We start from the raw sequence: 23,702 nt of genomic DNA, 5'->3' as shown, positions 1-23,702 counted from the left end.
TACGAACCCCGCGTGGTGCAAATGACACGCGGGGCTTTTAGAGACAATAGGTTTCGGCTTATTCCGCCGGAACTGCTTTGGCTTCAACACTCAGCGGGTGGCTGAGCTTGTTCAGCATCTCCTTCGGGCAAACCTGCAGGAAGTTGCCTTTTTCCACTTCCCAGTGCTGAAGAATGTCAGTGGCCTTGCGGCTTTGCGATTCAGCAGCATGGCGCATGATGAGCGATTTCAACTGCTCTTCCCAGTGATCCACAGTGACCGGGCAAGTGACCAGCGTTTCCCTATTCATCAGCGCCTCAGCCTTGCCTTCGGGATCATACAGATAGGCCATGCCGCCTGTCATGCCCGCGCCAAAGTTGGCTCCGATCGTTCCAAGGATAACGGCGACACCGCCGGTCATGTATTCACACCCGTTGGAACCGCACCCCTCGACAACAACCTTGGCACCAGAGTTCCGGACCGCGAACCGTTCACCGGCGCGACCGGCCGCGAACAGATACCCGTCGGTGGCGCCATAGAGCACAGTATTGCCAATGATCGTGTTGTCATCTGCTTTCAGCGGGCTGACCTGCGGTGGACGCACGACGATCATACCGCCGGACAGGCCCTTACCGACATAGTCATTGGCATCGCCCGACACTTCCAGCTTCAGACCGGGGGCCGCAAAAGCTCCCAGCGATTGCCCGGCCGAGCCCTGCAGTTTCACATGCAGATGGTCGTCCTGAAAGGTGTTCCGCATCCCGAAATTCTGCACAATATGGCTGGACACTCGGGTTCCAACGGTCCGGTGTGTGTTCTGCACTGCATAAGACAGCTGCATCTTTTCACCATCCTTCAGGAACCGGGCCGCATCACGAACAATTTCGGCGTCCAGCGTATCCGGCACCGCGTTGCGCTCTTTGTCGCGGTTGTAGATGATGTTATGTGCCCCATCGACAGTGATCAGCAGCGGGTTCAGATCGAGATCATCCAGATGAGCGGACCCACGGCTGACCTGAGCCAGCAGATCGGCCCGACCGATGATTTCATCAATCGAACGCGCGCCGAGGCTGGCCAGCAGCTCGCGCACTTCCTGCGCGTAGAAGGTGATCAGATTGACGACCTTATCCGCATTGCCGGTGAATTTGGCGCGCAGGGATTCATCCTGCGTACACACGCCCACCGGACAGGTGTTCGACTGACACTGACGCACCATGATACAGCCCATGGCGATCAGCGCAGCGGTACCGATGCCGAATTCCTCGGCCCCCATCATCGCGGCCATGACAATGTCGCGCCCCGTGCGCAGGCCACCGTCGGTCCGCAGGGTGACGCGGTCGCGCAGGTTGTTCATCGCCAGAACCTGATGCGCCTCGGTCAGGCCCATCTCCCACGGCAGACCAGCGTATTTGATCGAGGTCGCAGGCGACGCGCCTGTACCGCCATTGTGACCCGAAATAAGGATAATATCCGCTTTCGCTTTGGCTACACCGGCAGCAATCGTGCCAACGCCCGAGGACGCTACCAGCTTGACCGTCACCTTGCAGCGCGGGTTGATCTGCTTCAGATCGTAGATCAGCTGCGCCAGATCCTCGATCGAATAGATATCGTGGTGCGGCGGCGGCGAGATCAGCGTCACGCCCTTGGTCGAATGGCGCAGGCGCGCGATCAGGTCGGTGACCTTCATACCTGGCAACTGACCACCTTCGCCGGGTTTTGCACCCTGAGCGACCTTGATCTCAAGCTCCTCACACTGGTTGAGGTATTCCGCAGTCACACCAAACCGACCTGAAGCCACCTGTTTGATCTTGGCCGAAGGGTTGTCGCCATTGGGTTCAGGCACGAAATGTGCCGGATCTTCGCCACCTTCGCCACTGTCGGATTTCGCACCGATCCGGTTCATCGCCACGTTCAGTGTTTTATGCGCTTCTGGCGACAATGCACCCAGCGACATACCTGGCGTGACAAAGCGTTTGCGGATCGAGGTGATCGATTCCACCTCTTCGATCGGCACCGGCTTGCCCAGCGGTTTGAAATCCATCAGATCGCGCAGATGAATTGGCGGGTTCGACTGCATCTTGGCTGAATACTGTTTCCACAGCTCATACGAAGCCTTGTTGCAGGCCATCTGCATCATGTGCATCGAGGTCGCTTCCCACGCGTGGGTCTCACCTGACTTACGCGCCTTGTAGAAACCACCGATGGGCAGCACATCCAGACCGCTGTTCCAACCCTTGGCATGGATTTCTTCGGCCTTGGCCTGAATACCTTTGATACCTATGCCCGAGATACGGCTGGTCATTCCAGGGAAATACTCGGCCACCATGGCACGGCTGAGGCCAACGGCCTCAAAGTTCAGACCACCGCGATAGGATGAAATGACCGAGATACCCATCTTGGCCATGATCTTCAGCAAGCCCTGATCGATCGCCTCGCGATAGCGCGCGACGTTTTCGGTCAGGCTTCCGTCCAGCAAACCGCGATCGATACGGTCAGCCAAAGAATCCTCGGCCAGATAGGCGTTCACCACAGTCGCGCCACAGCCGATCAGAACGGCAAAGTAATGCGGGTCTACACATTCAGCCGAACGGACGTTCAACGAACAGAAGGTCCGCAAACCCTGACGCGTCAAATGGGAATGCACAGCGCTGGTCGCGAGGATCATTGGCATCGCAATCCGATCCTCGCCCGACCGCATATCAGACAAGACGATATGCCCGGCACCAGATCGCACAGCTTCTTCGGATTCGGCTCTGATACGGGCCAAAGCCGCGCTCAATGCGCCTTGACCAGCCTCGAAGCTACAGTCGATTTCCGCCAGCGGCGCATCAAAGTTCTCAACCAGCTTGTCCCATTGCGCGTTGCCGACAAAGGGGCTTTCCAGAACCACGATCTCGGTCTGGCTGCTGTCTTCGTCCAGCACGTTCTTGAGGTTGGCAAACCGGGTTTTCAGCGACATCACGCGGTATTCACGCAGGCTGTCGATCGGCGGGTTGGTCACCTGGCTGAAGTTCTGACGGAAAAAATGGCTGAGTGGGCGGTATTGCTTTGACAGAACAGCCGAGGGCGTATCATCCCCCATGGATGCCAGGGCTTCCTTGCCGTCTTCCGCCATCGGAGCAAGGATTTGTTCCAGCTCTTCCACCGAGTATCCCGCAGCAATCTGGCGCTTGCGCAACTCGCCACCCGCAAAGATCGGAACTTCGCTCACACCCGCAAGCGTTTCGTCCAGATCGTTTATCTTGCCAACCCATTCGCCAAATGGCAGCGCGCGGGCCAGCTTGTTCTTGATCTGGGTATCGCGGTACAGCTTGCCCTTTTTCATGTCGACCGCCAGCATCTGACCCGGCCCCAACGCGCCTTTTTCGGTCACGGTAGCTTCGTTGATCGGCACCATTCCGGCCTCGGATCCTGCGATGACAAGGCCATCGCCAGTCACAACGTACCGCATGGGGCGCAACCCGTTCCGGTCCAGACCGGCGCAGACCCAGCGTCCATCGGTCATCGCCAGCGCGGCCGGGCCATCCCATGGCTCCATCACCGAGTTGCAGTAGGAATACATGTCGCGCCACGCTTGCGGCAGCTCGACCGCCTGCTTGGACCAGCTTTCCGGAACCAGCATGGTTTTTGCCATCGGGGCCGACCGCCCCGCGCGCACCAGAACCTCGAAAACCGAGTCTAATGCGGCAGAATCTGACGAACCACCTGCGATGATTGGCTTGATATCTTCAGCATAGTCACCAAAGGTTCCGCTGGCCATCCGGATCTCATGGCTTTTCATCCAGTTGACGTTGCCCTTGAGGGTGTTGATCTCGCCGTTGTGGGCCAGCATGCGGAATGGCTGCGCCAGCCACCATTGCGGAAACGTGTTGGTCGAATAACGCTGGTGGTAAATCGCGAATGCCGATTCAAAGCGTTCGTCCATGAGATCGGGATAGAATACAGCGACCTGTTCGGCCAGCATCATACCCTTGTAGATGATCGACCGGCAGGACAGCGACGCAAGATAAAGACCAGAGATACCCGACACCAAAGCCGCTTTTTCGATGCGGCGACGGATGACATAGAGCTCGCGCTCGAAAGTTTCTTCGTCCACACCCTTGGAGTTCGAGATCAGGATCTGCTCAATCTCGGGGCGGGTTGCGTTGGCCTTTTCCCCAAGGCAAGTCACATCGACCGGCACGTGTCGCCAGCCATAGATGTAGTAACCCATACGCAGAACTTCGCTTTCGACGATGGTCCGGCACCGCTCCTGCGCGCCGAAATCGGTGCGGGGCAGGAAAACCTGACCAACAGCAATCAGCTCATTCAGCTTGGGTTCGTGACCCGTGCGGCGGACCTGATCATAGAAGAAGGGAACCGGAATCTGCACATGGATGCCCGCGCCATCGCCGGTCTTGCCATCCGCGTCAACGGCCCCGCGATGCCAGATCGCTTTCAAGGCATCGATCCCGGCATCCACCACCTTGCGCGACCGTTTGCCATCCACGGACACAACAAGGCCCACACCGCACGAAGAATGCTCTTCTGCCTCGGAATAGAGACCATTTTCGGCCATCCACTTGCGTTTTGCTTCTTCTGCCCGCACCCAATCGGCATCATATTTGGTCATTGGCTGTCTCCTTCGTCAGAGGGGGAATACATGGCTTCGACCTCGGCTTTGGTCATTTGCCGACGTTCACCTGCGAACGCGTATCCCTCGGGCTTTTTGTCGATATAAAGTTCAAGTTTCAGCGGGTTACCTGTTGCATTTTCAAACAGGCCAGCCGCCATTTGTGTCTGTCCGTGCATCTCACCCGGCAGCGTGATCCGATACCAGAGCGAGGATCCGCAATCGCCGCAAAAAGCACGTTCTGCCCAGTCGGACGAGGTAAATGTCTTGACCGGGCCCAGCGCGGCATAGCCTTCTTTCGCCTGAAAGGTCACCAGCATCGAACTGGTCCACCGACGGCATTGATCACAGTGACACGCCCCCAGAGCATCCCGCACAGGGGTGGCGGTGACTGTGACCGCACCACACATGCATTGGCCTTGAAGTTCCGACATTTCGAACCCTCCTGAAAACTGGGGTTATTCCGCCGCCACGGCAGTTTTGGCGTTGAACCGGTCGATGATCGCGTCAGCGCAGTCGCGCCCGTCGCGGATCGCCCATACGACCAGTGAGGCACCGCGCACGATGTCCCCGATCGCGTACACACCATCCATTTCGGTTTCCCCGGTCTGGAATGCTGCCCTGACCGTTCCCCATCGGGTGACGGGCAAGTCGGGCTGCCCGAACAAGGTGGGCAGGTCTTCAGGCTCAAAACCCAGTGCCTTGATCACCAGATCGGCGTCCTCGACATAATCCGCGCCTTCGATCACTTCGGGGGCCTGGCGACCAGATGCATCGGGCTGACCCAGACGCATCTTCTGCACCATCACGCCGGAAACCTTGTCGTCGCCCGTGAATCCCTTCGGTGCACTGAGCCATTCGAATACCACGCCTTCTTCCTCGGCGTTCTGTGTCTCGCGCTGCGAACCCGGCATGTTTGCCCGGTCACGACGGTACAGGCATTTGACCGATGTCGCGCCCTGACGGATCGACGTACGCACACAATCCATCGCGGTGTCACCACCACCGATCACGACAACCTTCTTGCCCTCGGCATTCAGCCGTCCGTTGTCGAAATCCTCAACAGTGTCACCAAAGCTTTTACGGTTTGATGCAGTCAGGAAATCGATTGCCTTCTCGATCCCGGCAAGACCACTGCCCGGCATGGACAGATCCCTCGACTTGTAAACGCCCGTTGCGATGATGATCGCGTCATGCTTAGCGTGAAGTTCAGCGAATTTTGCGGCGTCCACGTCGCAGTTCAATACGAACTCGACACCGCCGTCCGCCAACAGGTCGTTACGCCGCTGGACGATTTCTTTTTCCAGCTTGAAGCCCGGAATGCCATACATCAGCAGACCACCCGCACGGTCGTAGCGGTCATAGACCGTGACCTGAACACCGGCCCGACGCAGCATGTCCGCCGCGGCAAGACCACCCGGCCCGCCACCGATAATGCCGACGCTTTCACGGCGCTCTGTCGCAGGGACCACTGGTTTGACCCAGCCTTTGTCCCACGCCGTGTCGGTAATGTACTTTTCGATCGTGCCGATGGTGACCGTTCCGTGGCCGGATTGTTCGATCACGCAATTTCCTTCGCACAAACGGTCTTGCGGGCAGATGCGGCCGCAAATCTCGGGGAAGGTGTTTGTCGCCTGGCTGGTTTCGTAAGCCTCTTCCAGCCGTCCGGTTGCAGTCAGCCGCAACCAGTCGGGAATGTTGTTATGCAGCGGGCAGTGCGATTGACAGTAGGGCACACCGCATTGACTGCAACGGCTGGCCTGTTCTGCTGCTTTCTCGGCGGCGAACTCGGCATAAATTTCGTTAAAGTCTTCTCTGCGGTCATTGGCGGCACGCTTTTCCGGCATGACGCGGTCGATCTGCACAAATTTCAGCATCGGTTGCTTGGCCACGGGTCAGACTCCATGAATTGGCTTGGTTGGATTTCTTTATGCGATGCGCAAACGGATGAAAAGTCATATATGCTGACCTATTGTGAGAATTTTCCGCCCACCCGCTCGAAATCTGTGAATTCTTAAAGGAATTTTAGGTACGATTCGGACCTATATGAAGACTTTCCTTTTCCCCACCACCCTTATAGCCATACACCACATAAAAAACGTGGCGGCAGCACGGCAGGGCAGATGAGTCTTTTCCACCTGATTCTCGTGGCAATCATTCAGGGAATAACTGAGTTTTTGCCCATTTCGTCTTCGGGTCACCTGATCCTGCTGCCGAACTTGTCGGGCCTTCAGGATCAGGGTCAGGCCATAGACATCGCGGTGCACGTGGGAACTCTTGGTGCGGTCGTTCTGTATTTCTGGGCGGATGTGAAGCAGGCTCTTGCCGGGGTGCCGCGCGCCCTGACCGGCCGGACAGATACACCGCAGGCCCGTTTGGCTCTGGGCCTCATCATTGCGACACTTCCAACCGTGATTGCAGGTCTAATTTTGCATCTGACCGGGTTAAGCGAGGCCATGCGTTCGATCGCTGTAATCGGGTGGACGATGCTGGGCTTTGGCCTGCTGCTCTATTGGATTGACCAGAAAGGCCCCCAAAAGAAAGAGGCGTCTGATTGGGATATTCGCGATGCTTTCGTCATGGGGCTGTGGCAGGTTCTTGCGCTGATCCCCGGAACATCGCGGTCCGGGATCACCATTACAGGGGCACGTCAACTGGGCTATACCAGAGAAGACGGCGCGCGGATTGCCATGCTGATGTCAATCCCAACCATTCTGGCCTCTGGCACACTGCTTGCACTGGATGTGATACGCGACGCTGATGCGCAACTGGCCCGGGATGGGGCCATTGCCGCGGCATTTGCTTTTGTCTCAGCACTATTGGCGCTTAGCCTTATGATGCGACTGCTGCGCAGTGTCAGCTTTACGCCCTATGTGATCTACCGCGTCATTCTGGGCGCAGCATTGTTGTTCATGGCCTACAGCTGATCAGATACGCAGGTTTTTCGCCGAGTTCTGAATGTCGTCATACTGCCCCGATGGGCGGAATTTCCAAAGATATTCCGGCAGCACCGATTCCAGAGTGGTCGGCGCAATGCCTAGGTCCGCAAAGGACTTGGCCCCGTCAGATACCACGTTGTCATGACGCAGATTCCTGACCTGATCGCGGGTCAGAATGTTGTTCGAGAACAGCTGGAAGCTGACGAATTTCGCAATATCCAGCACGCCCGCCATAATCCGGGCAGCAAAGAACGGCAGACCGACAATGATGCGCCGCCGGTGGATCACTTCAAGCATCTGCTGCATCAGGGCGCGGAAGGTTTTCACTTCCGGTCCGCCAAGCTCGTACACGCCCGGCTCTGCCTGCCCCAGAATACCTTTGACCGCTGCCTGGGCCACGTCATCCACGTAAACGGGCTGGAATTTGGTCTCTGCACCAACCACCGGCAGAAACGGACCCATGCGGGTCATCCCGGCGAAACGGTTGAAGAACTGATCCTCGGTTCCGAAGATAACCGAGGGGCGCAGGATCATGGCATTGGGCATATGCTTCAAAACACCTGCTTCGCCTTGCGCTTTGGTTTGAGAGTACTCGCTGGCTGAACCTGCATCTACACCAATCGCCGAGATGTGAACCATCCGTTCGATACCCTGCTGTGCGGCCAGGCGCGCAATACGCTCGGCCCCTTCGGCCTGAACGGCATCAAACGCGTTCTTGCCCAGTTCATTCAGCACACCTACGCAGTTCACGACGACATCGGCGCTCTGCATCGCCAGCGCGACCGAGGCGTCATCGCGGATATTGCACAGCACAGGCTCAACCTGTCCCACGACGCCGTAGGGTTTCACGAACATGGCTTCGTTCGGGCGTCGTACAGCCACCCGCACACGCCACCCCTCACTCGCCATACGTCGCGCGATGTAGCGACCGACAAATCCCGATCCGCCATAAATCGTCACCAGTTTCGACATGAGAGGGCTCCTGCTGAGAAATTGCGCTCTAGAACTAACGCTCGCAGGCCAGCCAAACAAGGCACTAATTCGCCGCGCCGGTCATGAAATACTCAGGCCAAAATCTCAGTTCGAAAACCGAATTCAAAAAACTTTCAAAATTCATTCAGAATCCGGTTGACGCCCCCCGCCAGTCAGCTTAAACGCCGCTCCACGACACCTGCCCAGGTGGCGGAATTGGTAGACGCGCTAGCTTCAGGTGCTAGTGTCCGTATGGACGTGGAGGTTCGAGTCCTCTCCTGGGCACCATTACTTCCCCAAAAATATATAAATTCCAAGAACTTAGCGGAAATTTCAGACCTGTAAAGGTGACACAAGAGGTGACGCAATGCCTCTAATCATCTTTGAAGCAGAAGCGATTCTGATCATGGCTAGATACACTGAACAAAAGAACTCCAATGGTGTTTGGTAATTTCGTAGGCGTGTTCCCCAAGACGTTCGAAAGCACTACCCCAAGCTAAGCAAGCGAAACAAACTCAATTTTGCTCTCCAAACGAAAGACCCCAAGGAAGCGACTGTTCTGGCTCAGAGAAAAGCCACCGAACAAGATGGGTTCTGGAAAAGTGTCAGAAGGGCCGAAAGAGTATTTCAGGTTGATGGGAAAAGACCCAGAAAGCAGGCAGGAAATGGTCGCGCTCGAATAGTCTGCCTGACGTCAGACAGAGGTTGAAAATGCCCAGTCCGAGAACAAAAGGAGGCACCATCATGGCGATGGCGGCGGGATTATCGATAAGGGCGGATATTTCTTTGGTGGCAAATAGCGGCAACTTTCTTCTCCGTTGTTTTGCGACGGAAAAGTGTGCTCCTCAGCAACAGGTACTTTTGAGCACTGTCGTTGGAATGAATGCATACCCGGCAACATTGCTGATCGTTCAGACCTGAGTGGGTAACGCAGAGGTTCGAAATCTGGCAGGCGGTTGCCCGATCTCTTTCTTGAATGCGCGACTGAACGCTGCTTCCGAGGAATACCCACTCAGATCCGCGGCCTCGGCAACACTGACACCTTTCTCTACCAACGCGCTGCGGGCAATCTGCATACGCCATGCAGTCACATATTGCATCGGTGTGATCCCAAGCTTCTCGGAAAACCGCATTGCGAAACTTGTCCGAGACAATGCCGCCCTGTTGGCCAAAGAATCGACACTCCACTGCGCTGTCGGGTCATTGTGGAACGCCGTTAACGCGCGGGTAAGATGAACATCGGCGAAACCTGAGAGTTTTCCCCCTGTTCTGGCGGTATCTTCGATATGGCACCGGATAGCCTGCGCAAAAATCGCCTCTGACATCTTCAGCGCTATCAAATCACCTCCAAAACGGCCGAACCCTGCCTCGGACCCTATCACGCGCAACGTCGCTTCCAGCCAATCGCTGGCCTCGGCGCCATAATCCCGGATGACAATGCTTGGCGGCAATCGGTCAAGCAACAGATGTCTTGATCCTTCGGCTAGTGAAAAATGACCACAAATCAGTTGGTTCTCCATGTTGGGGTCGTTACCGCCATACACCAGAACACCCTTACCATCATAGCCGGACCTTTCCAGCACGTCATCCAGCGGCAAGGCGTCTTCCGGGCCCGAAACACGACAATTCAACGTATGCGCCGCCCCGTGTGGAACCAGGACAAGATCGCCTTTGGTAAGGCGTAGCGCCCGATCTTCTCCTGCGACGCGCACCACGCACTCACCGCGATGTACATAGTGGAACCGGGCCACGTTCTGAAACGCCGGCACCTGGATCCCCCAGGGCTGTTCGCTAAGGCTGGTGCGGAAATACAGTGTCCCCTTGAGCGACAGGCGGGTCAGAATATCACTTAGCAGATCAAGCATGATTGCCGATATTACCAAGAGTTCGATATCTGTCTACATGTTCGAACGATAGGGCATGTCTTCTGGACGGCAGGTAATTCAAAGACAAGGCAAACTGTACGCATATCAGGGCTTCAATCAACTTTGGAGATTCCAGATGAAAACCGCTTTCCTTTCTGCTGCTCTTGTCGTCGTCGGCTATGCTGCTGTTGCAGATGAGAACAAGATGAACGATCTTGAAATCGCGCATACAGCGTATACTGCCGGTGAAATCGACATCCGCTATGCGCATCTTGCTCTTGCTGTGTCCGACAATAACGACGTTCGGGATTTTGCAAACACAATGATCCGTGATCATGCGGCCGTGAACCAAGCTGCAGGGGCGTTGATCCAACAACTGAATGTAACGCCCCAGGACAACGCCCTCAGCCAGGCCCTGGTTAAAGGTTCGGTCGAGAAACGCGATGAGCTGAGCGGGCTGCGCGGCAAAGCCTTTGATTGCGCCTACGCTCAGAATGAGCTCGCCTATCATCAGATCGTGAACAAAACGGTTGAGGACGAGTTCATCCCCAACACCACCGTTGAGCCGCTCACCAACCTGCTGCAGGATGCTCTTGCAACATTCAAACAGCATGAAGGCCACGCCGAACAGATGGTGTCTGGGCTGGATTGCGGCTGATGGCTGTACTGTCACGCAGAAAGTTTGGTGCCGTACTGGGTGCGGCACCGCTTACTCTTCTGGCTGGCGCACAGGTTGCGTCCGCCGGGGCAACCAGCCATCAGGTTTCCATTCGCAAATTCAAGTTCGCGCCTGAGAAACTCGAAGTTTCGGTCGGTGATGAGGTGATCTGGACCAATCTGGACATCGCGCCTCACACCGCAACGGAACAAGAGATGCAAGATTGGGACACCGGGCCGCTAGAGCGGAACGAAAAGGCAGCCGTGGTATTCGACAAACCCGGGGTTTATGCCTATTTCTGCGTGTTTCACCCGCATATGAAGGGGGCTATCGTAGTGAAAGATTAATCAGCGGCTACACGCGGGGAACTGAGCGTCGCCGTGTTTTGATTTCTTCATCAGAGTCACCTCATTCATCCGTAAAAAAAACCTACTTCTAAACGCCCCAAATTTTCGGTGAGATTACCACCCGGCGCGTCTGTTCAACCCGCGGCCGAAGAATACGAAAATCACACCCGCAAGAACGAGGGAGTGTCGGAGGCAGAGTATACGCGCGAAGTTGTCGTGATATTCGGCGGCGGACCAATTCCATTCCTAATATCCTGCTGTTTTGTCACGTTTTCCTTTTGGATTGAAATAACGCGTCGCACCCGAAGAAATCGCACGCCATTATGCGCGGCGCCTTCAGATGCACTGGTTGGTCACCGCAGGGTTATTGTGTTGAATTCGGGCCTTCAGGATGCTTTCTGCTTTGGCCTTCTTAAGAGGATTACGGGTCTATTTCCCCACGATCAGCTGGTGGGTGCGGTCTCTCAAATCACAGATTTGAATCGATGTTTCTGGATGCGATTTTGGGAAAAACGACTAAAAGTTCACGGTTGTTTACTCCACCAGCTTGGAATGCGTTGCCGACTTTGGCCCCAAGATTGTGGCCGGAATTGGAGTAAATTTGGTTTATATCTGCGTTTATGCCTCAATTTTGGCGACGGAGAGCGGCCGCTATTCAACTTGTTGTTATATTGAAGAGAAATGTCGATCACAAAGGCGTTATTTTTCCGATTTCCGTTGCGGCACCCTTGGTACCTTACGCCCTGTTCAGTGATGTGAATTGTGGCACGGCTTTGAAATCCAAACCGTCCAAGGCATTTGCCAAGCGAATCCCTACGCCGCCCGCATTCCGAGGCGTGATTGTGTTCGCAATAGGGCCATTACGGTTCAGTCGCCGCTGTTACGACAGATGGGCCATGAATGCCTCGACCACACGCTCATACACATCGCGCTTGAAGGGCACGATTTCCGCGATCAGCTGGTCGGGCTCTTGCCATTTCCAACGGGTAAATTCCGGGTGATCAGTTTCAATGTTGATCTGATCGTCGGCGCCGGTGAAGCGCAGCAGGAACCATTTCTGTTCCTGCCCGCGATAGCGACCTTTCCAAATGTGGGGCACGATGTCATGGGGCAGGTCATAGGGCAGCCAGCCCTCGGTTTCGGCGATGATTTCGACCAGATCAGCCGTGACCCCGGTTTCCTCCCACAGCTCTCGCAGGGCTGCGTCGCGGGGATCTTCGCCCTTGTCCACACCGCCCTGCGGCATTTGCCAGGCGTCTTGTGGGCCGTCGTTTCGCATACCCACAAAAACCCTCCCCTCGGCATTCATCAGCATCAGCCCGACGCAGGGGCGATAGGGCAGTTTGGCGATTTCTTCGGGGGTCATGCGCGGCCTCATCGGGTTGTTCCGCCCACCTCTAGCAATCACCGGCGCCACAGCAAAGAGGGTGACGTGGGGTTTCGCGTGACAAAGTTGACGCGAACGTCAATCTAGCGGGCAAATTCTGGAGGGAGAGTTCCGCCATGACTGCGTACCCGAATATGCTGGCCCCGCTGGATCTGGGCTTTACCACGTTGAAGAACCGCGTGCTGATGGGCTCGATGCATACGGGGCTTGAGGAAACCGGCGACTGGAACCGGGTGGCCGAGTTCTATGCCGACCGGGCGCGGGGCGGCGTGGCACTGATGGTGACGGGTGGGATAGGTCCGAACCTTGAAGGCTCGGTCCTGCCGGGGGCCTCGATGATGGTGAGTGAAAAGGACGTGGCGCACCATTCCATCGTGACGCAGCGCGTACATGACGCAGGCGGCAAGATCGCGATGCAGATCCTGCACGCAGGTCGTTATGCCTATGGGCCGAAATGCGTGGCACCCAGCCCGGTGAAATCACCCATCTCTCCGTTCCCGCCCACTGAGCTGGATGAAGAGGGCATCGAGAAGCAGATCAGCGATATCGTCAACGCCGCCGTACTGGCGCAAAAGGCAGGTTATGACGGGGTCGAGGTCATGGGGTCGGAAGGGTACTTCCTGAACCAGTTCCTTGTGACCCATACCAACAAGCGCACCGACCGCTGGGGCGGGTCTTATGAGAACCGGATGCGTCTGCCGATCGAGGTGGTGCGCCGCACGCGCGAGGCGGTGGGCACCGATTTCATCATCATCTACCGGCTGTCGATGATCGATCTGGTACCCAACGGATCGACCCATGACGAGGTGGTGCAACTGGCGCAGGAGATCGAAAAAGCCGGGGCCACGATCATCAACACCGGCATTGGCTGGCACGAGGCGCGGATCCCTACCATCGCCACCAGCGTGCCGCGCGCGGCCTTTGCCTGGGTGACCAAGAAGCTGATGGGCAAGGTGGGGATACCGGTGATCACATCGAACCGGATCAACACCCCCGAGGTGGCCGAAGAGGTTCTTTCGACCGGCTGCGCCGACATGGTCTCGCTGGCCCGCCCGATGCTGGCGGATGCGGATTTCGTGGCCAAGGCGATTGAGGGTGAGGCCGCAAAGATCGCGCCTTGCATTGCCTGCAATCAGGCCTGTCTGGATCACACGTTCAGCGGCAAGCTGACCTCGTGCCTCGTGAACCCGCGCGCCTGTCATGAGACGGAGCTGGTGATTGAACCGGCCAAAACGCGGAAATCCATCGCCATTGTGGGGGCAGGTCCTGCCGGTCTGTCGACCGCAATGATCGCGGCCCAGCGCGGCCACGATGTTACCCTGTTCGACCGCGCTGATGAGGTCGGCGGGCAGCTGAACATGGCCAAGCAGGTGCCGGGGAAAGAAGAATTCTGGGGTCTTGTCGACTGGTACCGCACCATGATGGATGAACTGGGCGTGAAAGTGGAACTGAACCGCGAGGTAGGCGCAGATGACCTGACCGGCTTTGACGAGGTGGTCATCGCCACCGGTGTCAGCCCGCGTGATCCGCAGATACCGGGGCAGGATCGGGACAACGTGCTGAGTTACATCGACGTGCTGCGCGGCAAGGCCGAGGTTGGCAAGTCTGCTGCCGTGATCGGGGCCGGTGGCATCGGCTTTGATGTGTCCGAGTTCCTGCTGGAAGAGGGCCACAGCGCCACGACCGACCTGCCGCTGTGGATGAAGGAATGGGGCGTGACGGACCCGGCTGAGCACCGTGCAGGGTTGGCGCCCGAGGGGCCGCAACCCAGCGCGCCCGCACGTCAGGTCACCCTGTTGCAGCGCAAGAAACAGGCGCATGGCAAGGGTTTGGGCAAAACCACTGGCTGGATTCACCGGGCAACGCTGAAGATGAAGAACGTCAATTTCGTGGGTGGCGTGAATTATGAACGCATCGACGATGACGGCCTGCATGTCAGCTTTGGCGAAGAGCGCGCAGACCCGACGGTGATCGCGGCCGATACCATTGTGTTATGTGCCGGTCAGGTGTCCGAACGGTCACTGGCGGACGCGCTGATCGAGCGGGGCATCACCCCCCATGTGATCGGGGGTGCGGATGTCGCCGCCGAGCTGGACGCCAAGCGCGCGATCAATCAGGGCACGCGGCTGGCGGCGAAGTTCTGATCGCCCCGGTTTAGCGTTTCCTAGTCGGACAGCGCGAGTTTTGCACCCAGTGCGCCAAAGGCCGTTGCAAAACTCCGCCTGATCCACTTCATCACCGTTGGACGGCGGATCACATAGTCGCGGGCCAGTGCTGCGCAGCCCCCGTATCCGACGAAGACAACAAAGGTCATGGCCATAAAGGCCAGGGCCAGCTGGATCAGCGCACCCCCTGCGTTCGCCGTGTCGGCTGGCAGGAACTGCGGCAGAAACGCCAGAAAGAACAGCGACAGCTTAGGGTTCAGCACGTTGATGAGCGTTCCCGTGATGGCAATCTTGAAACTGCTTTTCGCGGTCTTGTCGGCGGTGACATCCAAGGCGCCGCCACTCCTGAGGATGCCCCACGCCATGTAGAAAAGGTAAATGACACCAAGGTATTTCACGAGCTGAAACGCCACGGCACTGGTGTGCAGCAATGCGGCAAGCCCGACGATACTGGCCACGGCAGCGGGAACGATTCCCACTGTGCATCCGACCGCGGCGGCAACGCTGGCCCGGAAACCGCGGCCAAGGCCAACGGCCAGTGTGTAGATGACACCGGTGCCTGGCAGCAGCACGACGATCATGGATGTGATGAAGAATTCCAGTGACATTCAAACCCCCTGCAAATGCGCGCAGGGTCGCGAACATCCGCGAAGATGTAAATAGCGATCGGTCCGGGAACAGGGGTTGCGGCCCGGTGTCGCCGCTGGGCGGGGTGGTGAAACTTCGCTTTGAAAAGGGTTTTCGGGGTACCGTGTCCCCGGCCAAAACACCGGGACAGGGCAACGACGATGAAACCGGATTTCCTGACCCCCTCTGTCGTCACAAAAATGCCATTCTAAGATGAACAGAAACGTATGATTGCGTGGAAAACGCAGTATCGCAGGCGTCGGGGCCGGTTTGGAAACCACTGTTTCTGCGTTTCTCATACGCAAACGATCCGATTCAAATCCCTGATATTATCCCATGTATGCCCCGATTCCGCCCAGATTCAGAGCGATAGTCGGGTTGGAAATCAAGATCTGGGGAACGAGAATGGACCGACTGACCGAAATGGAAGCCTTCGCCAACGTGGTGGACCAGGGTGGCTTCACCGATGCGGCCAAGAAGATGGGCATCTCCAAATCGGCCGTGTCCAAACACGTCTCGAGCCTCGAAGCGCGTCTGGGAGCCCGGCTGCTGAACCGCACCACGCGCCGGGTGTCGCCGACAGAAATCGGCCTGGCCTATTATGACCGCGCGCGTCGCGTTCTGAATGATGCGGGTGAAGCGGATTCGCTGGTCACATCGATGCAATCGGCCCCGTCCGGACTGCTGCGCATCAGCGTAGCCACGGATTTCGGTGTCAATCACCTGTCGCCTGTCCTGTCCGATTTCCTGGCCGTCTACCCCGACATCACCGTGAACATGGTGCTGAACAACCGCTATGTCGAACTGATTTCCGAAGGATTTGATGTGGCCGTGCGCATCGGTGAGCTGGAAGACAGCACGTTGCGCGCCCGCAAGCTGACCGAAACGGTCAAACGCATGGTCGCCGCGCCCAGCTATATCGAACGGTTCGGGCGCCCGCAGAAGATCGACGATCTGAACGAACACAAGTTGCTGCACTATTCCAGCCAGTCGTCAGGCAATGTCTGGAAACTGACCGCACCGTCTGGCGAGAAGCGTCAGGTGCGCACCGCGGGTTGGCTGAGCGTGAATGACGGCCAGTCGCTGCTGAACGCGGCCATCTCGGGGCTGGGGATCGCGTATCTGCCCAGCTATCTTTATGCCGAAGCGTTGAAATCGGGGCGGGTTGTCGATGCCATGCCGTCCCTGCCGGACGAGGTACAGGGCATTTACGCCGTTTATCCGCCCGGCCGCTTCACACAACCCAAAGTACGGGCCTTCATCGATTTTCTGGTCGACGCATTCGAAGACAAAAGCCCGATGGATTGGTAGTTTCTCCCTGAAGACCAACCTTTGGCCCGCATGTCAAAGTGCGGGCCTTTTTTTATGAACCGATCACCGTCAGGCCGATGGATCGCGCGGAAGAGCGTAGGCTTTCCATCAATACGTTCTGGCCCGGCGGCGGCGTTTCGGCATTGCGCGCCAGCAATGCGATATCGCGATTGGCATTGGGAATGGACAGCGGGCGCAGCCGTACTTCGTCGCGGTAAATGCCCTGTCTGCGGGCAAACAGATCCGGCAGTACCGCAACCCCAACCCCCGAGGCCGCCATCAAGACAATGGAATCAAGCGTTGTGCCTTCATATTCATCCGAAACCACGCCACCGCATTCGGCTGCCAGCGCATAGACGATGCGCGACAGGCGGTGGCTTTGGTCAAGGGTCAGGAACAGCCGGTTCTGCAAGTCGGCCGCTCTGACGCCCTGTGGGTCCTGCGCCAGAACGTCGTCAACGGCCACCGCAACCCAGAGGGGTTCGTTGAACAAGCGGTGCTGAACGGTATTGGGGTGATCCTCGGGCGTTGACAGGATCAGGTCAAACCGACCGGATTTCAGGCCCTGTTCCAGATCGCGGGTGTTTTCCTCGCGCACGACAATGCGTAATCCGGGGCGCAGGCGGTGCACCTCTTTGATGGCTTGCGGCAGCAGGTACGGCCCGATCGAAGGCAAAACGCCCAGTCGCAACCTTCCTCCGACAGGCATATCGTTGGTCATGGCGTGGCGCAGGTCCTTGACCTCGGCAAGGATCTTTTGCGCGCGCGAGATGAACTCTTCCCCCTTTGTGGTCACCTGAATTCCACCACGGTTGCGGTCAAAGATCCGAACGCCAAGCTCTTGTTCTACGGTTGCAATTTGCGCCGACAGGCTGGGTTGACTGACATTCAGCACCTCGGCGGCCAAACTGAACCGCCCGAGGCGGCTGACCGTGACGATGTATTCCAATTGGCGCAGGGTTGGACGCATTTCATAGCCTGAAACTATATTAAACTTATAAAGATAGTATTTGGCGAAATCAATTTTGCAAGGCACCTAGCCCTGAAACGAGGGATCAGGAGACAAGTATGCCCGGAGTGATCGAGACGCTGTCCAGCAACCTGCTGGTGCCCACCATATTGTTTTTTGCCCTAGGGCTTCTGGCCGCTTTTGTGCGCAGCGATTTGTCTATCCCGGCGGGCGCGGCCAAGTTCATGTCGCTTTACCTGCTGCTGGCCATCGGGTTCAAAGGCGGTGCCAGCCTTGCCGCGCATGGCATCCACCTGCAACTGTTCCTGACCCTGCTGGGCGGCGTGGCCCTGTCCTTTACCATCCCCTTCGTGGCCTTTGCCCTGCTGAGGGTTATGACACGGCTGGATGCGTTAAATGCAGCGGCGGTCGCAGGGCATTACGGCTCGATTTCGATTGTCACCTTTGTCACCGCCACCAGCCTGCTGGATCTGGTGGGATTGACCCATGACGGGTTCATGGTGGCGGTTGCGGCAGCGATGGAGGTGCCGGCCATTCTGTCGGCGCTGTGGCTGGCGCACAAGACCGGCGGCAATGGCGTCAAGGATGACAAGCTGTGGCGTGATCTACTGGCCAATGGATCGATTGTGCTGTTGACCGGGGCGTTCCTGATCGGGGCCATAACCGGGGGTGAAGGCATGCAGATGATCGCGCCTTTCATCGTAACGCCTTTCACTGGCATCCTGTGCCTGTTCCTGCTGGATATGGGGCTTTCGGCTGGGCGCAGCCTGATCAGCAATCGCGACAAACTGTCGGTTGGCCTGTTCGCCTTTGGCGTATTGATGCCCCTGATCGGCGCGCTGATGGCCTGGGCCGTCGGTGCGGTGATCGGATTGCCGCAAGGCAGCCTGTTCCTATTCATGGTGCTGTCGGCCTCGGCGTCTTATATCGCGGTTCCGGCCGCCATGAAAATCGCACTGCCAAAGGCCGAGGCCGGGATTTATCTGACCCTGTCGCTGGGGGTGTCCTTTCCGTTCAACATCACGGTCGGACTGCCGCTCTACCTGTGGTGGGTCAGTTGACGAGCAAGACCGCCTCGACCCGGCGGTTCAGCTCGCGCCCTTCGGGGGTTGCGTTCGAGGTGAGCGGGGACAGATAGCCGACGCCCTGCGCCTCGATCCGGTCGGCGGCCACACCATGCGCATCAATCAGACGGGTGCGGACCGACTCGGCCCGGCTTTTGCTGACCGCGATATTGGCCTGCAACGCGCCGGTGTCATCGGTGTGCCCCACCAGCGCTAGGCGCATCTTGGGGTTTTCGGCCAGATACCCGGCCAGCAGGGTCAGAGAGGCGTATGTCCCTTCGCCCAACGCAACCTCACCGGTTGGGAAATGCAGATCGTCCAGTATCACGTGACCCGATGTTGCCAGCGCCTCAATCAGCCCGCCCGACCCCTCGACTGCCTGTTCGATCACGACCGGAACAGGGTCCGGTGCATTCTGGGGTGTGACGCGGATCATCTGGACATACCCGTCCGGGGGGTTGCGGCTGACCAACAGGCTGAGGGCAACAGGCCCCTTGGTGGCCGACAGGAAACGGTAATCCTGAATGGCGACATACATGTCCGGGGTCGGAACGACCTCGGTGCCAAAGCGGAAATCGAAGCCGCCACAGGCGCGGGCATCACATTCGAACAGAATCTTGTAGCCCTGCGCCTCGATCTGGTCGCGCAGCGGCGTCAGAAGCTGAAGGGTTGTGCTTGAGCCCGCCTGAAGCCGCCACGTGTAGCGTTCAACCCGGCCTTCGAGGGTGTCAGCAGGCACCGCGCCATTCGCATAAGGCCCCGTTGGCAGGTCATAGCTGTCCAGCGGCGAGGTACGGTCGCTGATCTGGCGGGCGCTGGCTGGCAGGGTCAGGTCCTGCGCCAGAACCGGCCCCGCCAGCAGCGTGGCGATAAGGGCGGCTGATCGGATCATCGAAACTGCGCGTGATACTCGGGGTTGGGTACCATTGCCGTGGCACTGGCCACCCGGTTGGACATGTTGAAGAACCCGGCAACATTGGCGATGTCCCAGATGTCGCGGTCGGAAAAGCCTGCGTCGCGCAGGTTCTGGCGGTCGGGCTCTTCGATCTCGGCGCTGGCGGTTGTCATTTTGGCGGCAAAGTCCAGCATTGCGCGCTGCCGGGGCTCGATCGGGGCAACGCGGTAGTTCATCACCAGCATCTCGCCCAGTTGCGGGTTGCCCGAAAGCTGCCGGACCGCCGCACCATGCGCGACCAGACAGTAGAAGCACTTGTTGATCGACGACACGACTACGGCAATCATCTCGCGCTCCAGCTTGGACAGGCCGCTGTTGGCCAGCATCAGATCGTTATACATCGCCGTGAACGTGTTCAGCTTGTCGATATCGAAGGCGTTTGCCTTAAGCACATTCGGCACCATGCCCAGCTTTTCGACACAGATATCAAAATATTTCTGCGTTTCCGGCGGCAGCGGATCGACCATGGGCAGGTTCAGCGCGGTGGGCATGTCTTTCTGTGTCATGGCGACCCCTTTTGTTCAGACAAGGTGACGGTAATGGTATTCACTGGCGATCTCCATCCCGAGGGCGCAATAGAGACCATTGGCACCTTCATTGGCCTTGGTGCAGATCACACTGAAGGTTTGAGCGCCGTTGTCACCTGCCCAAATCGCCGCGGCGCGCATGGTCCACTGACCCAGCCCCTGACGGCGGTGCGCGGGCAGGATTTCAAGCGCATGCAGCATCGCGACATCGCCATGCATCGCCACGAAGGCTGCGCCGCTGGGTTGGTCGTTGTGGCGCAGCAGCAGACCGGTTTTGGGACCCTTCGCGCGCTCCATCACCGCCAGACGTTCGGGCCCGATCCCACCAGCCGCCCAGATTTCGCGCATGATTTCAAGCGGCTCCCAGACCGAAAACACCATGACCGGAGGGATCGGCTGATCGGTGAGGTGAGAGACGGGGCACGTATAGATGTTGACCGGATCAAGGATGTCATATCCCCGTTGCGCCAGCTTTGCATCCAGCGCCTCATCCCCCGGGCGCAGGCAGAAGATGGATTTCTGCCCCATGGCCTGCATCGCGGCCTCGGCCGCGTCGATATCGGCATCGCTGGCCGGGGCCAGCGCATTGGCCGCAGAAACACGCGAGCCACCTCCCTGCCCTTCGCGCAGCTGAAACGGCCCCAGCCTGCGATACCGCGCGGCAGGCCATGTGCCGTCGACGATGTCCGCCCAATCGCCGCTCAAAGCGCAAGCTCTTTCGCCAGACGGGTCATGGCCGCGTCAATCCGACTGCCATCGGTGCCGCGTACCACCACGTTGGCCCCAAAGGCCCCGTTGATCTGAAACGGATAGCAGCCGATGGACAGATCGCTGAAATCTTCGGCCAGCGCGGACAGGTTTGCGGCGATATCGCCTTCGCCCCGGTCCACGCGCAGGGTTTGCGACAACAAGGGGCTGCCACCGGTCAGTGTGGGCAGGACGCTGGCGACCATGGCCTGAAACACCAGCGGTACCCCGGCCATCACATGCACGTTCTTCAGGGTGAAACCCGGCGCCGTCGAGACCGGATTGTCGATCAATGTCGCGCCATCCGGGATACGCGCCATGCGCAGGCGGGCAGCGTTCAGTTCCAGCCCGGATTTGTCGTAATGCGCCTGTAACAGCGCGCGCGCGTCGTCGCGAATGTCAATCGGGGTATCGAAGGCGCGCGCAATGCAATCGGCGGTGATATCGTCATGAGTCGGGCCGATGCCGCCGCTGGTAAAGACGGTGTCGTGGCTGCCAGACAGCGCTTTGACTGCCGCTTCGATGGCGGGGGCGTCATCGCTGACGATGCGGACCTCTTTGAGATCGATGCCGTGTTTTGCCAGTTCCTGCGCCAGAAAATGCATGTTTGCATCGCGGGTGCGGCCCGACAGGATTTCGTCCCCGATCACCAGCATTGCTGCGGTTGGATTGGCCATGGCGCGGACTCCTCTTGATCGTCTTCAGGGGCAGGTATAGGCCGTGAGACATGCGTTTTGAAACCCCTCTTGTCCCCGCCCGTCTGATCCGTCGCTACAAACGCTTTCTGGCCGATTGCAGGCTGGATGACGGGCGCGAAGTGACCGCCCATTGCGCCAATCCGGGATCCATGATGGGGCTGGCTGAACCGGGCCAGTTGATCTGGCTTGAGCCCAATGACGACCCGAAGAAAAAGCTGAAATTCGGCTGGCGGCTGGTGGATCACGAAAACGGGCATTTCACCGGGGTTGACACATCCGTCCCGAACCGGGCATTGCGGGCGGCGCTTGCGGCGCGCGAGATCCCCGAGCTGGCCGCCTATGACACCGTCCGGCCCGAGGTGAAATACGGGCAAAACAGCCGTATCGATTTCCTGCTGAGCGGCCCTGGCCTGCCAGATGCCTATATCGAGGTCAAAAGCGTGACGCTGTCCCGCCAGCCCGGTCTGGCCGAGTTCCCCGACAGCGTCACCGCGCGCGGCACCAAACATCTGGGCGAGCTGGCACAGATGGCGGCGCAGGGGCACCGGGCGATCATGCTGTACCTGGTGCAACGCACCGATTGCGACCGGTTCGCGCTGGCCGCGGATATCGACCCGGCCTATGCGGCGGCGTTTGAGGTCGCGCAGGCGCAAGGGGTAGAGCGGATGATTTGCGGGACGCGGATTGCGCCGGATGGGGTTTGGGTTGACGTCAGTACCTTTCCAGTAATCAACCAGCATGACCCTGGCCTGTTGACGTAGCCCAAAATGCGCGCGATTGACTAAGGAGCACTGATTGAGACTGTTTGGCGCGCGTCTAAGACGCAGCAACCGCTTGTGCCATGAGTTTCAAATGCCTCATATCTGTACCGCAGCACCCTCCTATCACTGAAATTGACGGGTTGTTATGCACGACGTCCGCAATCTCTTGCCCAAGCACATGGGGGTCACCTTCGTCCAATTCCTCGGCCTCATCCAGTTCCGCATGAGAGCAACTTGATGCGTTTGCGACAACGCCTCTTAGTCTTGGATGGCGATTTAGCGCACCGGAAAAGTGGGTCGGATGGGCACAATTGACCATGAAGAACTGCGCAGCCGCATCCGTGGCGACATCGATTTGATCCAGCGCGTCTACAAGCTTTGTTCCATCAGCCAGACACCCGTCGGTTTCAACTACCAATGACATCACTATCGGTAGTCCAAAATCCTGCGCAGCCAGAATGCAGCCCGCTGCTTCGCTAGGTCTGTTGAACGTATAAGCTGTCACCAAGTCGACGCTGGTTTGTTTCAAAACGGCAAGCTGCGCACTGTGATACTGACGGGCATCATCGATCGACATGGCCGGAACGTCCGCATAGGGATCGTGGCGTGGGCCGACGCAGGCGGAAACCAAAACGTCATCTCGACCAGCGCTCTGACGCACGTCTTCCATTAACGCGACAGCATCCCGGTTTATTTCATCCAGTTGTTCGGCATCGTAACCCAGAGGAGCAGCCCGATCAGCATTGGCCATCCAAGTCGGTGCATCAAGTATGCAACCCACCTCCATCTCGCCCGCCAACTGAACAAGCGCGTGCATCTGACCTGCAAGGACAGAACGGGTTTCTGGGTTCTCTAGCAATGGAAATGAGGCAAATCCCGGCAAATCTATGCCGTGGTTAAAGATCAGATCCGTGCCAGTTCCGGCAAAAACCAAATACTTCTTGTCTGTCTCGTGCGGGAGCTGTCGTGGCACTTCAGTGCGCTCCTTAGTTGTTGGAGTTCATCGCAACAATAACAGGGCAGAGGCTGTCTGTGAAATTTGCTGTGTAAACTGAACAAACACCAAACCGTTATGCGTCAACGCAATGGTCGATGGGTCAAACCGGATTTGAAACCTA

The 23,702-nt window shown here is 58.0% G+C and carries 21 protein-coding genes and 1 tRNA gene; 8 read left to right on the top strand and 14 right to left on the bottom strand.

The annotated features are described in order from the left end of the window. Window positions 1-58 precede the first annotated feature (58 nt). The 3 genes from gltB to ACR0M9_RS06120 are packed head-to-tail and all read right to left on the bottom strand — an operon-like array spanning window position 59 to window position 6,483. Window positions 59-4,591 (bottom strand): glutamate synthase large subunit, encoded by a 4,533-nt coding sequence (gene gltB, locus ACR0M9_RS06130; RefSeq protein ID WP_480487079.1) that lies wholly within the window; start codon window positions 4,589-4,591, stop codon window positions 59-61. Next, entirely contained in the window at window positions 4,588-5,025 is a 438-nt protein-coding gene (locus ACR0M9_RS06125; protein ID WP_480506932.1) for a GFA family protein, read from the bottom strand. Before ACR0M9_RS06125 ends, gltB begins: the two co-directional genes overlap by 4 nt. A gap of 24 nt (window positions 5,026-5,049) precedes the next feature. Further along, the gene (locus ACR0M9_RS06120) at window positions 5,050-6,483 is read right to left on the bottom strand and encodes an NAD(P)-dependent oxidoreductase (RefSeq protein ID WP_480773103.1); all 1,434 of its coding nucleotides are present in this window, start codon (window positions 6,481-6,483) and stop codon (window positions 5,050-5,052) included. Between the two features lie 231 nt (window positions 6,484-6,714). On the opposite strand from ACR0M9_RS06120, the gene ACR0M9_RS06115 reads away from it, so the two are divergent. Further along, window positions 6,715-7,518 carry an undecaprenyl-diphosphate phosphatase gene (locus tag ACR0M9_RS06115; protein WP_480487073.1) on the top strand — a complete coding sequence of 268 codons (804 nt, stop codon included), beginning with the start codon at window positions 6,715-6,717 and terminating at the stop codon, window positions 7,516-7,518. Here the strand turns inward: ACR0M9_RS06115 and ACR0M9_RS06110 are convergent, their stop codons facing one another. Then, entirely contained in the window at window positions 7,519-8,502 is a 984-nt protein-coding gene (locus ACR0M9_RS06110; RefSeq protein ID WP_480773102.1) for a complex I NDUFA9 subunit family protein, read from the bottom strand. A 201-nt stretch (window positions 8,503-8,703) separates the two neighbouring features. On the opposite strand from ACR0M9_RS06110, the gene ACR0M9_RS06105 reads away from it, so the two are divergent. Beyond that, window positions 8,704-8,790: transfer RNA gene (locus ACR0M9_RS06105), tRNA-Leu, on the top strand. 317 nt (window positions 8,791-9,107) lie between these two features. Here ACR0M9_RS06105 and ACR0M9_RS06100 read toward each other — a convergent pair. After that, window positions 9,108-9,308, bottom strand: coding sequence for a hypothetical protein (locus tag ACR0M9_RS06100; protein ID WP_480773101.1), 201 nt, complete (start codon window positions 9,306-9,308; stop codon window positions 9,108-9,110). 105 nt (window positions 9,309-9,413) lie between these two features. Further along, complete coding sequence (locus ACR0M9_RS06095) at window positions 9,414-10,367, bottom strand: AraC family transcriptional regulator (RefSeq protein WP_480773100.1); 954 nt, start codon at window positions 10,365-10,367, stop codon at window positions 9,414-9,416. 136 nt (window positions 10,368-10,503) lie between these two features. Here ACR0M9_RS06095 and ACR0M9_RS06090 point away from each other — a divergent pair, with 136 nt between their 5' ends. Further along, window positions 10,504-11,025 (top strand): DUF4142 domain-containing protein, encoded by a 522-nt coding sequence (locus ACR0M9_RS06090; RefSeq protein ID WP_480556396.1) that lies wholly within the window; start codon window positions 10,504-10,506, stop codon window positions 11,023-11,025. Further along, a complete protein-coding gene (locus ACR0M9_RS06085) occupies window positions 11,025-11,372 on the top strand; it encodes a cupredoxin domain-containing protein (protein ID WP_480773099.1) in 348 nt (115 codons plus the stop codon). The genes ACR0M9_RS06090 and ACR0M9_RS06085 overlap by 1 nt, the downstream gene beginning before the upstream one ends. 880 nt (window positions 11,373-12,252) lie before the next feature. Here the strand turns inward: ACR0M9_RS06085 and ACR0M9_RS06080 are convergent. Further along, a complete protein-coding gene (locus ACR0M9_RS06080; RefSeq protein ID WP_480773098.1) occupies window positions 12,253-12,738 on the bottom strand; it encodes an RNA pyrophosphohydrolase in 486 nt (161 codons plus the stop codon). A 137-nt stretch (window positions 12,739-12,875) separates the two neighbouring features. Here ACR0M9_RS06080 and ACR0M9_RS06075 point away from each other — a divergent pair, with 137 nt between their 5' ends. Next, entirely contained in the window at window positions 12,876-14,903 is a 2,028-nt protein-coding gene (locus ACR0M9_RS06075) for an FAD-dependent oxidoreductase (protein ID WP_480773097.1), read from the top strand. Window positions 14,904-14,923: 20 nt separating this feature from the next. On the opposite strand, the gene ACR0M9_RS06070 is transcribed toward ACR0M9_RS06075, so the two are convergent. Then, complete coding sequence (locus ACR0M9_RS06070; RefSeq protein WP_480484578.1) at window positions 14,924-15,532, bottom strand: LysE family translocator; 609 nt, start codon at window positions 15,530-15,532, stop codon at window positions 14,924-14,926. Window positions 15,533-15,956: 424 nt separating this feature from the next. On the opposite strand from ACR0M9_RS06070, the gene ACR0M9_RS06065 reads away from it, so the two are divergent. Next, a complete protein-coding gene (locus ACR0M9_RS06065) occupies window positions 15,957-16,862 on the top strand; it encodes a LysR family transcriptional regulator (RefSeq protein ID WP_209505110.1) in 906 nt (301 codons plus the stop codon). A 52-nt stretch (window positions 16,863-16,914) separates the two neighbouring features. Here ACR0M9_RS06065 and ACR0M9_RS06060 read toward each other — a convergent pair whose 3' ends face one another. After that, complete coding sequence (locus ACR0M9_RS06060) at window positions 16,915-17,832, bottom strand: LysR family transcriptional regulator (protein WP_480484577.1); 918 nt, start codon at window positions 17,830-17,832, stop codon at window positions 16,915-16,917. Window positions 17,833-17,930: 98 nt separating this feature from the next. Between ACR0M9_RS06060 and ACR0M9_RS06055 the strand changes: the two genes are divergently transcribed. Continuing rightward, the gene (locus tag ACR0M9_RS06055) at window positions 17,931-18,893 is read left to right on the top strand and encodes a sodium-dependent bicarbonate transport family permease (protein ID WP_480506523.1); all 963 of its coding nucleotides are present in this window, start codon (window positions 17,931-17,933) and stop codon (window positions 18,891-18,893) included. On the opposite strand, the gene ACR0M9_RS06050 is transcribed toward ACR0M9_RS06055, so the two are convergent. From ACR0M9_RS06050 to ACR0M9_RS06035, 4 genes are read right to left on the bottom strand one after another with little or no spacing between them, the layout of a single operon-like run. Further along, window positions 18,886-19,788: an OmpA family protein gene (locus ACR0M9_RS06050; RefSeq protein WP_480487058.1), complete on the bottom strand. Its 903-nt coding sequence runs from the start codon at window positions 19,786-19,788 to the stop codon at window positions 18,886-18,888. The two genes, ACR0M9_RS06055 and ACR0M9_RS06050, sit on opposite strands and share 8 nt — an antisense overlap. Next, window positions 19,785-20,357, bottom strand: coding sequence for a peroxidase-related enzyme (locus tag ACR0M9_RS06045; protein ID WP_267365930.1), 573 nt, complete (start codon window positions 20,355-20,357; stop codon window positions 19,785-19,787). The genes ACR0M9_RS06050 and ACR0M9_RS06045 overlap by 4 nt, the downstream gene beginning before the upstream one ends. 15 nt (window positions 20,358-20,372) lie before the next feature. Continuing rightward, a complete protein-coding gene (locus tag ACR0M9_RS06040; protein WP_480484573.1) occupies window positions 20,373-21,083 on the bottom strand; it encodes a GNAT family N-acetyltransferase in 711 nt (236 codons plus the stop codon). Beyond that, the gene (locus ACR0M9_RS06035; RefSeq protein ID WP_480773096.1) at window positions 21,080-21,802 is read right to left on the bottom strand and encodes a competence/damage-inducible protein A; all 723 of its coding nucleotides are present in this window, start codon (window positions 21,800-21,802) and stop codon (window positions 21,080-21,082) included. The genes ACR0M9_RS06040 and ACR0M9_RS06035 overlap by 4 nt, the downstream gene beginning before the upstream one ends. Window positions 21,803-21,852: 50 nt before the next feature. Between ACR0M9_RS06035 and sfsA the strand changes: the two genes are divergently transcribed. Beyond that, on the top strand, window positions 21,853-22,584 hold the full coding sequence (gene sfsA / locus ACR0M9_RS06030) for a DNA/RNA nuclease SfsA (protein WP_480773095.1): 732 nt from the start codon (window positions 21,853-21,855) through the stop codon (window positions 22,582-22,584). A 55-nt stretch (window positions 22,585-22,639) separates the two neighbouring features. Here the strand turns inward: sfsA and ACR0M9_RS06025 are convergent, their stop codons facing one another. Next, window positions 22,640-23,557, bottom strand: a complete 918-nt coding sequence (locus ACR0M9_RS06025; protein ID WP_480773094.1) for a homocysteine S-methyltransferase family protein — start codon at window positions 23,555-23,557, stop codon at window positions 22,640-22,642. Window positions 23,558-23,702: the final 145 nt, after the last annotated feature.

Source organism: Ruegeria sp. CH2 (assembly GCF_056537065.1).
The sequence above is the reverse complement of the archived record's forward strand: the minus strand, read 5'-3'. Positions and strand labels throughout refer to the sequence as shown.